General features: G+C 64.7%; 9 protein-coding genes. 6 read left to right on the top strand and 3 right to left on the bottom strand.

What is annotated here, in order from left to right:
* Positions 1-131 precede the first annotated feature (131 nt).
* From ACT3TS_RS06185 to ACT3TS_RS06195, 3 genes are all read left to right on the top strand, one after another.
* Positions 132-1,631 carry a malate:quinone oxidoreductase gene (locus ACT3TS_RS06185; protein ID WP_444530623.1) on the top strand — a complete coding sequence of 500 codons (1,500 nt, stop codon included), beginning with the start codon at positions 132-134 and terminating at the stop codon, positions 1,629-1,631.
* Between the two features lie 52 nt (positions 1,632-1,683).
* Entirely contained in the window at positions 1,684-5,073 is a 3,390-nt protein-coding gene (locus tag ACT3TS_RS06190) for an efflux RND transporter permease subunit (protein ID WP_444530624.1), read from the top strand.
* Between the two features lie 151 nt (positions 5,074-5,224).
* Positions 5,225-6,160 (top strand): hypothetical protein, encoded by a 936-nt coding sequence (locus ACT3TS_RS06195; protein ID WP_444530625.1) that lies wholly within the window; start codon positions 5,225-5,227, stop codon positions 6,158-6,160.
* A 91-nt stretch (positions 6,161-6,251) separates the two neighbouring features.
* Here the strand turns inward: ACT3TS_RS06195 and ACT3TS_RS06200 are convergent, their stop codons facing one another.
* Complete coding sequence (locus tag ACT3TS_RS06200; RefSeq protein WP_444530626.1) at positions 6,252-7,727, bottom strand: MFS transporter; 1,476 nt, start codon at positions 7,725-7,727, stop codon at positions 6,252-6,254.
* 256 nt (positions 7,728-7,983) lie between these two features.
* Between ACT3TS_RS06200 and ACT3TS_RS06205 the strand changes: the two genes are divergently transcribed.
* Positions 7,984-9,117 carry a CE1758 family FMN-dependent luciferase-like monooxygenase gene (locus ACT3TS_RS06205; protein ID WP_444530627.1) on the top strand — a complete coding sequence of 378 codons (1,134 nt, stop codon included), beginning with the start codon at positions 7,984-7,986 and terminating at the stop codon, positions 9,115-9,117.
* Between the two features lies 1 nt (position 9,118).
* Positions 9,119-9,571, top strand: a complete 453-nt coding sequence (locus ACT3TS_RS06210) for a MarR family winged helix-turn-helix transcriptional regulator (RefSeq protein ID WP_444530628.1) — start codon at positions 9,119-9,121, stop codon at positions 9,569-9,571.
* Here the strand turns inward: ACT3TS_RS06210 and ACT3TS_RS06215 are convergent.
* Together ACT3TS_RS06215 and ACT3TS_RS06220 are read right to left on the bottom strand one after the other, a co-directional pair.
* Complete coding sequence (locus ACT3TS_RS06215) at positions 9,568-10,377, bottom strand: hypothetical protein (protein ID WP_444530629.1); 810 nt, start codon at positions 10,375-10,377, stop codon at positions 9,568-9,570. The two genes, ACT3TS_RS06210 and ACT3TS_RS06215, sit on opposite strands and share 4 nt — an antisense overlap.
* A 132-nt stretch (positions 10,378-10,509) precedes the next feature.
* Positions 10,510-12,039, bottom strand: a complete 1,530-nt coding sequence (locus tag ACT3TS_RS06220) for a M20/M25/M40 family metallo-hydrolase (RefSeq protein ID WP_444530630.1) — start codon at positions 12,037-12,039, stop codon at positions 10,510-10,512.
* 141 nt (positions 12,040-12,180) lie between these two features.
* Here ACT3TS_RS06220 and ACT3TS_RS06225 point away from each other — a divergent pair, with 141 nt between their 5' ends.
* Positions 12,181-12,945, top strand: coding sequence for an HAD family hydrolase (locus ACT3TS_RS06225; protein ID WP_444530631.1), 765 nt, complete (start codon positions 12,181-12,183; stop codon positions 12,943-12,945).
* Positions 12,946-12,957 lie beyond the last annotated feature (12 nt).

Below are 12,957 nucleotides of genomic sequence, written 5' to 3' on the forward strand. Positions count from 1 at the left end.
AGGGCACTCCCGGGACCGAATCCGGCGTCGTCCGGGGAATTACGGGGCTCCGCACGAGCCCTTGATTTACGCTTCCAGCGCCTGCCGCGATACGCTTCTAGCGCTAGGAAGAGCCTCTACCGGAGTTGACTGTGACCTTCATTTCGAACACCAAAGACGCTGACGTTGTCCTCATCGGAGGCGGCATCATGAGCGCCACGCTGGGCACCATGCTCAAGCAACTCGAACCAAACTGGAAGATTGTGCTGTTTGAACAGCTCGACACGCCAGGATTGGAATCCTCCAGCCCGTGGAACAACGCCGGCACCGGCCACTCCGCGCTCTGCGAGCTGAACTATTCGCCCATGGGCAAGGACGGCACCGTCAACCCGGCGAAGGCCATCCACATCAACGAGCAGTTCCAGCTCTCGCGCCAGTTTTGGTCGCATCTGGTGGATGAATCGCTGATCGGCTCGCCGAAGGGCTTCATCAACACCGTCCCGCACATGAGTTTTGTCATCGGCGAGGCACACCGCAAATTCCTCAAGGCCCGGCACGAGGCGCTCAAGGCGAACCCCGTCTTCGCCTCCATGGAGTACAGCGAAGACCCCGCGACCATTGCCAAGTGGGCCCCGCTGGTCATGAAGGGCCGCGACCCGCAGGAGAAAGTTTCCGCCACCCGCGCAGCCGAGGGCACCGACGTCGACTTTGGCTCCCTGACCCGTGAGCTGATCAGCTACATGGGCAAGAACGACGTCGAAGTGAACTATGGCACGAGTGTCACCGACCTTGCCCGCACCTCGGACGGCGGGTGGGATGTTTCGCTGAAGCACCCGACGTCGGGCGAGCGCGGCCGGATCAAGTCGAAGTTTGTGTTCATCGGCAGCGGCGGCGGCGCCCTGCACCTGCTCCAAAAGTCGGGCATTCCCGAGGGCAAGGGCTTCGGGGGCTTCCCCGTCTCCGGCCAGTTCTTCCGCTGCACCGATGAAACGATCGCCTCCAAGCACAGCGCCAAGGTCTACGGCCAGGCCTCCGTGGGCGCCCCGCCCATGTCGGTCCCGCACCTTGACACCCGCTACGTTGGCGGCAAGCCCTCACTGCTGTTCGGCCCGTACGGCGGCTTCTCCACCAAATACCTCAAGACCGGAAGCTACATGGACCTGCCCGGTTCCATCCGCCCGGGCAACATCGTCCCCATGCTGGCGGTGGGCAAGGACAACCTCGACCTGGTGAAATACCTGGTCAGCGAGGTCACCAAGTCTCGCGGCGGCAAGGTGGAGGCCCTCCACGAGTACTTCCCCGAAGCCGACGGCGGCGACTGGGAGCTCATCACGGCAGGCCAGCGTGTGCAGATCATCAAGAAGGATGCCAAGAAGGGCGGCGTGCTGCAGTTCGGCACCGAGGTCATCACGGCAGCCGACGGCACCATCTCCGCACTGTTGGGCGCCTCCCCCGGCGCGTCCACGGCCGTGCCGATTATGCTGGAGCTGTTGCAGCGTTGCTTCCCGCGCAAGTTCAAGCTCGAATGGCAGGATTCCCTGCGCGGCATGATGCCAACGTATGGCACCAAGCTGAACGACGATGCGGAACTTTTTGAAAAGAGCCTGGCCGCCACGGCAGCTTCTTTGCAGTTGAAGTCGGACATAGCCTAAAGTTCCCCCGCATGGCTGGATGGGGACCGGCGCAAGCAGTGGGAGTTCTTTGATGTTCAATTTGGCCAAAATGTCGCTGGGCAACCGGGCGCTGATCGCCTTGATCACCATTTTTGCGATGGTTTTCGGGGTCATCACGCTCGGCTCGCTCAAGCAGGAGCTCATCCCCAGCATCGAGTTCCCGCAGATCACGGTGGTCTCGGCCATGCCGGGCGCCTCCCCCGCGGTGGTCGACAAACAGGTCAGTGAACCCCTTGAAGCGGCACTGAACGCGGTGGAGGGGCTCGAATCCAGCACCTCCACCTCGCGCAGCGGCGTCTCCACCATCAATCTGGCCTTCACCTACGGCACGAATTTGGACCGTGCCCGCAACCAGATTGACCGGGCCATTTCCAATGTCAGCCAGCGCCTGCCCGACGGCGTTCAGCCGCAGCCCATCGCCGGCAGCATCGCGGACTTCCCCATCGTGTTCCTGGCCGTCTCCTCCGACCAGGACTTGGCCGCGCTCAACACGGACCTGGCGCGCATCGCAGTTCCCAAACTCCTGAAGATCGACGGCGTCCGCAGCGCCGATGTCAGCGGCGCCAACTCCCAGCACATCGAGATCCTGCCGGATCCGGCCAAGATGGCTGCCGCCGGCGTGAATCCCGGCGACATTGCCACTGCGTTGAAGAACAACGGCGCCCTGGTTCCGGTCGGCTCGCTGAGCACCGACGGCACCACCTTGTCCATTCAGGCAGGCAGCCCGGTTGACTCCCTGGACGCCGTCGAGGCACTGCCGCTGGCAGCCTCATCCTCCGGTGCCGGTGGTGCTGGCGCCGGTGCCGCTGCTCCCACCATCGCCTCAGTTGCCGCCGTCTCGCTGGCCGACGACCCCACCACCTCCATCACGCGCACCAACGGCAAGGCCACGCTGGCCCTGTCCATCACGAAGAAACCGGCTGCCGACACCGTCTCACTCTCGCAGCAGGTCGCCGACGTGCTGCCGGAAATCACGGCGTCGCTGGGCCACAACACCAAGTTCACCACCGTCCTGGACCAGGCCCCCTTCATTGAAAAGTCGATCCACGACCTCACGGTGGAGGGCCTGCTGGGACTTGGGTTCGCCGTCGTCGTCATCCTGCTGTTCCTGATGTCGGTGCGCTCAACACTGGTCACGGCCATCTCGATCCCGCTGTCCCTGCTGGTGACGTTCATCGGGCTGTGGGCCACGGGATATTCGCTGAACATCCTCACCCTTGGCGCGCTCACCATTGCCATCGGGCGGGTGGTGGACGACTCCATTGTGGTGATTGAGAACATCAAGCGGCACCTCAGCTACGGCGAGGACAAGAAGACTGCCATCCTGGCCGCCATTCGCGAGGTTGCGGCCGCCATCACGGCCTCCACGCTGACCACGGTGGCCGTGTTCCTGCCGATCGCCTTTGTGGGCAGCCTGGCCGGGGAGCTGTTCCGCCCGTTCGCGCTCACCGTGACGTTCGCACTGCTGGCCTCCCTGCTCGTGTCGTTGACGATCGTGCCGGTGCTGGCGTACTGGTTCCTGAAGTCGACCGCGCCGGCCGCTGATGCCGCCGTCGTGGGTGCTGGTGCCGGTGCTGCGGCCCACGCTGGTACGGACGACGGCGGCAGCGGCCTGAGCGGGCAGGCGCTGCTGAGCGCTGTGGAAGAGAAGGAACGAGCTTCCTGGCTGCAGCGCGGCTATCTGCCGATCCTCGCCAAGACACAAAAACACCCCGTGGTGACGTTGATTGCCGGCGGCATTGTGCTGGCTGCGACGCTGGCCATGACTCCGCTGCTGCCCACCAACCTGCTGGGCGACACCGGCCAGAACAGCCTGAGCATCCAGCAGGACATGCCGGCCGGAACGAGCCTCGACGTGACCAATGAGGCCGCGAAAAAAGTTGAATCCGCGCTGACGGACATTGAAGGTGTCACGGACGTCCAGGTCACGGTTGGGAATGGCTCTGGAGGCTTCTCGGCTTTGTTGTCCTCGGGTGCATCCAGCGCCCAGTTCCAGGTCATCACCGATCCGGATGCCGACCAGGTGAAGCTCCAAAACACTGTCCGCACGGCCGTTGACGGCCTCAAGGATGCGGGCGAGATCAGTCTCGGCTCCCAGGGCGGCGGCTTCGGGACCTCAAGCACCGTGGACATCACCGTCAAGGCGGCCACCGGCGAGGAACTGCAGCAGGCCAGCGACGACCTGGTGAAGGCCATGGCGGACGTCCCCGGCGCACAGTCGGTGGAAAGCAACCTCAGCGGCGCCCAGCCGGTGGTCCAGGTCAGCGTTGACCGGGCCAAGGCCGTGGCTGCCGGCCTCGACGAAGAACAGATCACGGGCTTGTTGGCCGCCACGGTCAGTCCCATCCCGGGCGGGACGGTGCGCATCGACACCACGGATTACAAGGTGCAGATCGGGCTGGGCACCAAGTTTGATTCCATCGCCGCCCTCGCCGCAGCCCAGATTCCCACAGCGGACGGGCCGGTTCCGCTGTCGCAGGTGGCCAGCGTGGAGGAAGTCCAGACGCCGCTGACGATCACCTCCTCCAACGGACAGCGCACGGCCACCGTCTCGGTGACGCCCGAAGGCGACGCCCTCGGATCCCTGAGCTCCGAGGTGCAAAAGCGGCTGGATTCCACCACCCTGCCCGCCGGCACCATTGCCACAATTGGCGGCGCGGCGACCCAGCAGGCGGAGTCGTTCCAGCAGCTCGGGCTGGCCATGCTGGCGGCCATCGCCATTGTCTATGTGATCATGGTGGCCACCTTCAAGTCGCTGATCCAGCCGCTGATTCTGCTGGTTTCCATCCCCTTCGCCGCCACGGGCGCCATTGGCCTGCTGCTCATCACCGGCATCCCGCTGGGCTTGCCGTCGCTGATCGGCATGTTGATGCTGGTGGGCATCGTGGTCACCAACGCCATCGTGCTCATCGACCTGATCAACCAATACCGGCAGCCCTCCGGAGACAGGCCGGCCATGAACGTGGCCGACGCCATCGAGCACGGGGCACGCCAGCGCCTCCGCCCCATCCTGATGACGGCGCTTGCCACCATTTTTGCGCTGACACCCATGGCCCTCGGGCTCACGGGCGGCGGCGGGTTCATCTCCCAGCCGCTGGCCATTGTGGTGGTGGGCGGCCTGGTGTCCTCAACGGCGTTGACCTTGATCCTGGTTCCCGTGCTCTACCGCTTGGTCGAAGGCCGCAAGGAACGGCACGACCTCATGAAGGCGCTCAAGGTCGTCCACTCCCCCGGCTCAGGAACGGGCGGCTCAGGATCAGGCGGCTCAGTGTCCCGCGGCGGCAAGGCTGCCGGGAAAGCATCTTCAGCCGACGCTGCCACGACGTCCACGCCGGCCCCGGCGAAGCCAGAAGCCGATTTTCAGGACTGGACCACAGGCGCGATCCCGAAGGTACGCGGCCGCCGCGCCGCCACCGACTAACCCCACCCTCCCGGCATTCGAGTTTGCACTTATTAGACGATTTTGGCCGTTTTTGGCCCTCATCGGTCTAATAAGTGCAAAGTCGAATTTCAGCGCCCGGGGGCTGTGGATAACTTCTGCAGGCAGTCACGAATCTTGCCATGATTGAGGAATGACTCCCCTCGGTCGTTTGCCTGAGCCGTTCTGGTCGGCGCCCTTCACTGTGGCTGAGGCGCTCGAGAAGGGCGCCAGCTACGGAGAACTGTGCCACCGGGACGTAGTGACGCTGAGCCGCAGCATCAAGATTCTGACGGACGACGCCGATGTGCCCCTGGCACTGCTCACCCGCCCATACACGGTGGTCACCGGATATGCAGCGGCATCCCATGCCACGGCCTTCCGGATTTGGGAGTTCCCGGGGTTCTTGCCAGGCGCCGACGACGCCAACATCCACATTTCACGGCAATCTCCTCATATCGCTCCTCGACGGCTGCGCGTCAAAGGACACCAAACCAAAATCCGGAATGATGAAGTCTGCTTTTTGAATGGCCTCTGGATCACCACCCGCATCAGAACGTGGCTGGACTGCGCCGCAAAAATGTCCGTCGAAGAGCTCGTGGTTGTCGCCGACCACCTCATCAGGATTCCACGCCTGAACTTTGAGGGTCGAACCCAGCCTTATGCCACCATCAAGGAGCTTGAAGTCCTCTTGGCCCGCCACCACGGGAGCCGCGGGATCATCAAGGCACGCGAGGCCCTGCGTCTGGCCCGGGTTGGTTCCGATTCCCCGCAAGAAACCAAGCTCCGCTTGGCCTGTGGGTATGCAGGGTTGCCTGAACCGCTGCTCAACGTTGAAACACCTCTTTCGAACGGGGCGGATCGGACGCCCGACCAGTCCTACCCTGAATACAAGATCGCCGTGGAATACGACGGAGACACGCACAATGACCCCACACAAGTGGAGCGTGACGTCCGGCGTGCCGAAGACTACGCGAGTGCAGGATGGCAGGAAGTGCACATTATGAAGCGGCATATGACCAACGATGCCAAAGAAGCCGTGAAAAAGGTCCGCGACGCCCTCTACGCCCGCGGCTGGCGCCCCAGCTGAGATCGAGTTTGCACTTATTGGACCCTTTGAGCAAAAAACAGGGCGTTTCCGTCTAATAAGTGCAAACTCGAATTCTGTGGGGTGGGCGGTGTCAGGTCACGGGCAGGGTCGGGCTGAACGCCAGCTTGGGCACAAAGTACAGCGCCACGGCGGCCGCCAGGGCGGTGACACCGCAGATCGTCCACACCAGCATGTAACCCTCAAGCGGCGCGGCCGTAGACCCCGCACCCGATGTCAGCGAGCCCAGCGCCTGTCCGGCCAGCGCGATCCCGAAAACGCAGGAGGCAAAGGCGCCGCCGACCGTCTTCGTGGCATTGGTCAGGCCAGTCGCCATGCCTGTCTGGGTCAGCGGAGCCGCAGCGGCAGCAGCCGACGGCAGTGCAGCCACCAGGGCACCACTGCCAATGCCGGCGATCGCCATGTTGACCAGCACCTGGAGCATCGAGTCGTGGAACGGCAGGAACAACAGGTAACCAACGGCGACAAGGAAGGCGGCGCCCATCAAGGTGATTCTCGGCGTCGTCCATCTGGTGATGACGGGGTACAGCAGCGCTCCCACCAGCATCCCCAAAACGTACACGCCGATCAAAATCGAGACCAGGCTGGAGCTGGCGCCGAGCCCGTAACCCACCTCGCCCGGGTCGGTGCGCGCGAACGTTGACAGCGGTGCCTGCGCCCCCAGGACCGAGACGCCAAACAGGAATGCCGTCAGCTGCACCGGCCACATGCTGGGTTGGCGCAGCAGGCGGATGTCGATCAGCGGGTCGTGGTGGCCCAGTTCGTGGCGGGTGAACGGCACCAGCGCCGCAATGCCCAGCACGACGGCGGCCCAGGCCCACCAGGTGCCGGGGCCGTTGATCCGCATGAACGTGAGCCCGGCTGTGATGAGCAGCAGGCCCGTGGAGAGGAGGGTCAGGCCCATGAGGTCGAGCCTGCCGCCGGTGCGGTTCTCGGATTCGGGCACGCCGAACAGGATCACGAAGAAGCACAGCGTGACGGCGATGGCGGGGATCATGAGGGTCAGCCAGAGCTTGTCGGGCAGGGCGCCGCCGATGAACCCGCCGGCCAGGGCTCCGACAATCACACCAAATTCCAGGCCGGCAACGAGGATGCCGGCGGACTTGCGGGTCAGGGCGGCACCGTCCGGGCGCTTGTGGGAGCGGCTGTAGATGAGCGCGATTTCCAGCGGCAGCCACACCACGTAGAAGCCCTGCAGCGCCCAGGCGAGGAGGAAGAGCCAGAAGTTGGGGGCAAAGGCCACGCCCCAGGAGGCGGCGGCCGTCAGCGCCGTCGAGACCAACAGGACCTTGCGGTGGCCGATCATGTCGCCCATTTTGGCCAGCACCGGCACCACGAGGGCGCTGACCATCAGCTGGGCAGCCTCAAACCAGTTGACATCCGCGTCGTGGATGCCCAGGAACCTGGCGATGTCCGTCAGCAGCGGGGTGTAATAGCCTTGGAGGATGCCGCTGGTGAGCTCCACCAGCACCAAAAAGCCCACGATGGCCGTGGCAGTCGGGCCCGCCCGGAGGTTTCTTCCGGCGATGCCGCGGTGCAATGAAGCCATGAATTTCCTCCGCAGGTGCTGTAACGGCTGTTGACGCAAGGGCGGCTGCAACCGTCGCTGCGGCATGCATGCTGTGACATGCATAACAGAGCCTTGAAAAGCATCCTAGTGCCAGCTGGCAGCGCAGCCGGGGATTTGCCCCTGTCGGTCCTCCTGCCCCACCTCCGGGAACATTTTGGCGCTTCTCCGGGTTGAGCCATATAATAGATACAAACGCATATATCTCACGGTGTGTCCGTGGGCTGAGGAGCAAAGAATGCAGTTCGGAATTTTCAGTGTTGGCGACATCACCATGGACCCCACCACCGGCCGCACCCCCACTGAACACGAGCGGATCAAGGCCATCACCACCATCGCCAAGCACGCCGAGGACATTGGCATGGACGTGTTTGCCACGGGCGAGCACCACAACCCGCCGTTCTACCCCAGCTCCCCCTCAACGATCCTGGCCTACATCGCGGCGCAGACGGAGAAGATCATCCTCTCCACGAGCACCACGCTCATCACCACGAACGACCCGGTCAAGATCGCCGAGGACTTCGCCACCCTCCAGCACCTGGCAGACGGCCGCTCCGACATCGTCCTTGGCCGCGGCAACATGGGCGCCGTCTACCCCTGGTTTGGCAAGAACAACCAGGACTCCGTGGAACTGACGGTGGAAAACTACGCCCTCCTGCGCCGCCTCTGGGATGAGGAAGTGGTGAACTGGGAAGGCAAGTTCCGCACGCCGCTGCGCGGTTTCACCTCCACACCCCGCCCGCTCGACGGCGTGGCCCCCTTTGTCTGGCACGGTGCCATCCGCACGCCCCAGGTTGCCGAGATTGCCGCCTACTACGGCGATGGCTTCTTCGCCAACAACATCTTCTGGCCCAAGGAACACTACATCCAGCTGATCAACCTCTACCGGGAGCGCTACGCACACTACGGCCACGGGACCCCGGAGCAGGCAATCGTGGGCCTGGGCGGGCAGTTCTTCATCCGCAAGAATTCACAGGACGCCGTCAACGAATTCCGGCCGTACTTCGACAACGCCCCCGTGTACGGCCACGGCCCGTCCATGGAGGACTTCACCTCGCAGACACCACTGACAGTCGGCAGCCCGGCGGAAATGATCGAAAAAACGCTGGCGTTCCGCGACTACTTCGGCGACTACCAGCGCCAGCTGTTCCTCGTTGACCACGCAGGCCTGCCCCTGAAGACAGTGCTGGAGCAGCTGGACCTGTTCGGCTCGGACGTCCTGCCCACGCTCCGCGAGGAGTTTGCCAAGAACCGCCCGGCCTCCGTCCCTGAGGGGCCCACCTTCGAAGCCCGACGCGCCGCTGCCCAGGCCGCGGCCGCCGTCGAACATGCAACAGCCGGCACGACCGGCGCCACGGCAGGGGTGAACTGACATGTCAGCCGCAGCGCACCGCAGGCTGGCGACCGATTCGTGGGAATCGCTGCTGCGTTCCCAGGTGGCCATGATGCGTGAACTTCAAAAGGAGCCCAGTTTCAAGAAGCTCGGAAGCCGCGAATATGACGTCCTGTTCAACCTGTCGCGCTGCCCCACCGGCTGGCTGCGCCTGAACGAGATCCACGACAACGTCCTGCTGACCCAGCCGAGCATCTCGCGCATGGTGGACCGGCTGGAGGCCCGCGGGCTGATCCAGCGCCGGACCCCCGAGGGCGACAGGCGCGGGGTGCTGATTGGCCTGACCGAGGCCGGCGCCGCCCTGCAAAAGAAGGTTGGCCGGGCGCATGTCCAGCACATCACGGAACTCATGGAAGTTGCCCTGACCGACGATGAAATGCGCACGCTGCTGGAGCTGACCGGCAAGCTGCGCGCCTCGGTGGCGGGCGGCTAGCCGAGTGCCTGCAGCGAGGTGACCATTTTTTGGATGTTTTGGTACTCGCTGGTGAGCATGTAGGCCTGCGCGTCGGCGATGGTGGCGAAGGCGCGCAGCCCGGGTGAGCCGTCGGCGGCGCTGCTGAATTGGAGCACGTCGCCAAACATGTAAATGCCGAGCTTTTCCGAGGTCACGGTGTTGTACACGAGGCAGGCCTTGCCGTCGGTCCCGGCCGAATGGTCGGTGATCCCGTACGAGGCAAAGTGGTGGGTGGCGCCTTGGATGATCCGGTACACGTAGCGCGGCTCCACGGCTGTCGGGGCCTCATTGTTCGAGGGGATGGCCATGGGAATGCTGGCCAGCACCGTGTAGGGCCGGCTGGAATCCGGTTGGCAGGCGCCGCCCAGGCCCGTGATGTGGGTGTTGAGTGTGGCCATGACCCTCGCCTGCGGGTCCCGCACCTCGAGGCGCAGCGCACCGGCGCTGGGCGGCGCAAGCACCTGAACCGTCCATTGCTGCGGCAGTTCAAAACTGACGGCCTTGCCCGGGTCCGTGAAGATCTTCCATTGCTTGGCAACGGCTTCGGCCGTGGGGCTGGCGCTTGCGCCGCCGGAGCTGACGTTCGACGGCGACGGCTCAGCCGTGGAGCCTGCGCCCTGTTCCGGGGTGGTTGCGCTGCTTGACGGGGCTGCTGGCTCCGGGGACGCGTCCGGCACGCCGAGGGAGATGCCGCAGCCGGCCAGCGCCAGCGACGCTGCCAGGATCCCCACGGTGGCAAGGCGCCCCACGATGCCGGCTGGACGCCCCTGTGCGTGCATCCTCATGCCACTGCCCTCCGAACCGCCGCATCAGCCGGCGCCACTTGTGCCCGATACTCGATGTTGCCATGCTAACCCCGGCCGCTGCTGGTGCAGCGGCCCCGGGCCGCAGACACGCCATCGCGGGTGGCAAAGGAGTCAGTTCAGGCCCTGCAGCAGTTCACGGTAAAACACGACGCCGGCGCCGAGTGAGCTGATGCGGACGCGCTCGTTGACGGCGTGCAGGCTGGCGCGGTCGCCGGCGTCCATCAGCAGCGGCGAGAACCGGTAGACGGCGGGGCAAATCTTCGTGAAATGGCGTGAGTCCGTCGCCCCTGTCTGGATGTACGGTGTCACCACGGCGTCCGGGTAGGACTCCGCCACGGCACGCGTCAGCAACGCAAACTGCTCGTTGTCGAAGGCGGAAACGGGCGAGGGGTTGTGGCCCGAACGCACCGTCAGCTCCACGGAGGGGTCATCGATGATGCTGCGCACGCGTTCCACCACCGAATCCACGCTCTCCCCCACCGCGATGCGAATGTTGGCGTTGGCGCGTGCGGTGGAGGCCAGCACGTTCGAGGCCTTGCTGCCCTCCAACATTGTCACGGCAACGGTGGTGCGGGTCAAGGCGCGTGTTTCATCGCCAACGAGACCAAAAACCTGCGTCAGCAGTGCCTTGAACGCCCACATGTTCTCGGTCACGAGCCGCAGGGCAAAGCCGCTGTTCAAGCCGATCCGGCGCATCATCTCCGCCACGGGCCCCGGCATCGACGCCGGAAACGGCGTCTCCTCCAGCGCAACGATGGCCTGGGCCAGGCGCGCTGTGGCTCCCATGCGCGGCGGCGTCGAGGCGTGCCCGCCGGCTCCGCGGGTGAGCAGTTCCAGGTCCAGAATGCCTTTTTCGGCCACGCCGATGACGGCTGCCGGCGCCTTGAGGCCCGGGAACGCGTCCAGGGCGACGGCGCCGCCCTCATCAAGGACCAGCCACGGCTTCACACCACGCTTGGCCAACAGCGCGACGGCGGCGGCAGCACTGTCGCCGGCCGTCTCCTCGTTGTTGCCAAAGGACAGATACAGGTCGTGTTCCGGGGCAAACCCCTCCTGCAGCAGGGACTCAATGGCGCCCATGATGACAACCAGGGCGCCCTTGTCATCGAGTGCGCCCCGGCCCCACACGTATCCGTCTTTGTGGTGGCCGGAGAAGCCCGGGTGCGTCCAATCGTCGCGCGTGTCAACGGGGACGACGTCGTAGTGCGCCATCAGCACCGTTGGCCGGGCCGCAGGGTTCGACCCCGTGCCGGCCCATTTAAACAACATCGCATGGCCGTTGACGAACTCGCGGCTCAACGCAGCGTGAACGCCCGGGTACAACCGTTCCAGCGCCTCAATGAAACCGGTGAACTGCTCAAGTTCTATCTGGTCCCGGGCACTGGAAAACACCGTGCGGAAGGTGATCAGCTCGCTGAGCCGGTCGGCGGCGGGCTGCGCATGGTCCGTGCCGATGCCGGCTGCCACCCCGGTGGAAACTTCTCCGGCGGAACCCTCTCCGGCGAACCCCGCCCCGGGAGCGGCCGCCACCGGCCCGGCCCGGAAGGCCCTTGCCCCCATGACCGCCGCGGTCCCGGCGGCCCCCACAGTCAAGGCTGCTGCCACGGCTCGATTGATCGGTTTGCCCATTCCTTTACGCATGCACCGGATTCTATGCCACGACCCTTGTGGTTGGCACGGTGCGGTGCCCGGGGAAACCGCATGTAAACACCACATGAACATTCGTTCCATGAATGCAAATTTCATGGACACAGTGTTCACGATCACGTACGCTTTCTGTTTGTGAGCAAAACGACATTGGCCCGACTGGCTGCCGAACAACCCCTCCCCCTGTTGATTCTCGATTTTGACGGCACTGTCTGCCTGGGCGACGGCCCGGTGCTGGCCTACGCCGACGCTGCCGCCGACCAGATCAGCGAACCGGGCCGCACGGCACTTCGGGACGGGCTGGCCGAATTCCTGGCCGAAGACCCAAACGCCCCCGCCTACAAGGACGGCTACGCGGCCGTGGCGGCCCTTGCCGAAGGGCTGGTCGATGCAGACGGACTCAGCCGAGCCTATGCACAGAGCCGCCAGCGGCTCGCTGCGGGCACGGTGGAAATCAGTGCACCTGACGGCTTGGCGGGCTTTCTGGACAGCCTGGCCGGTGTCGTCTTCCGTGTTTTACTGACGAATGCCCCGCTGGTGGGCGTGCCGGAATCACTGGCCGCCTTGGGCCTGGCCGGTTCCATTGACCTGGTCATTCCCGAAGCCGGCAAACCGTCCGGATTCGCCGAGCTCCTGCCGATCCTGCTGGCAGACAAGGCCCCGCACGAGTTGCTCAGCGTCGGCGACGTGTGGAGCAACGACATTGAGCTGCCGGCACGCCACGGCTGCGCCACCGCCTTCATTGACCGATTCGAGCACCGCAGCGGAGCGGCCACGCTGAGCTCCCCGCGGTTTGAACTGCTGTATGACGCCATCTCCGATTGGGCCCGCAATCCAGCTGGCCTCCTCTCAACCCAATCCAGCACGTCCACTCCCCCTTCAGAAAAGGCACCACTGTGAACAAGTTCCGTT

The organism is Specibacter sp. AOP5-B1-6 (genome assembly GCF_052376555.1).
In the GTDB taxonomy this organism is placed as follows: Bacteria; Actinomycetota; Actinomycetes; order Actinomycetales; family Micrococcaceae; genus Specibacter.

Excerpts from the sequence above, each read along its gene's own strand:
- ACT3TS_RS06190 (WP_444530624.1), top strand. The coding sequence starts at position 1,684 with ATGTTCAATTTGGCCAAAATGTCGCTGGGCAACCGGGCGCTGATCGCC.
- ACT3TS_RS06195 (WP_444530625.1), top strand. The coding sequence starts at position 5,225 with ATGACTCCCCTCGGTCGTTTGCCTGAGCCGTTCTGGTCGGCGCCCTTC.
- ACT3TS_RS06200 (WP_444530626.1), bottom strand. The coding sequence starts at position 7,727 with ATGGCTTCATTGCACCGCGGCATCGCCGGAAGAAACCTCCGGGCGGGC.
- ACT3TS_RS06205 (WP_444530627.1), top strand. The coding sequence starts at position 7,984 with ATGCAGTTCGGAATTTTCAGTGTTGGCGACATCACCATGGACCCCACC.
- ACT3TS_RS06210 (WP_444530628.1), top strand. The coding sequence starts at position 9,119 with ATGTCAGCCGCAGCGCACCGCAGGCTGGCGACCGATTCGTGGGAATCG.
- ACT3TS_RS06215 (WP_444530629.1), bottom strand. The coding sequence starts at position 10,377 with ATGAGGATGCACGCACAGGGGCGTCCAGCCGGCATCGTGGGGCGCCTT.
- ACT3TS_RS06220 (WP_444530630.1), bottom strand. The coding sequence starts at position 12,039 with ATGCGTAAAGGAATGGGCAAACCGATCAATCGAGCCGTGGCAGCAGCC.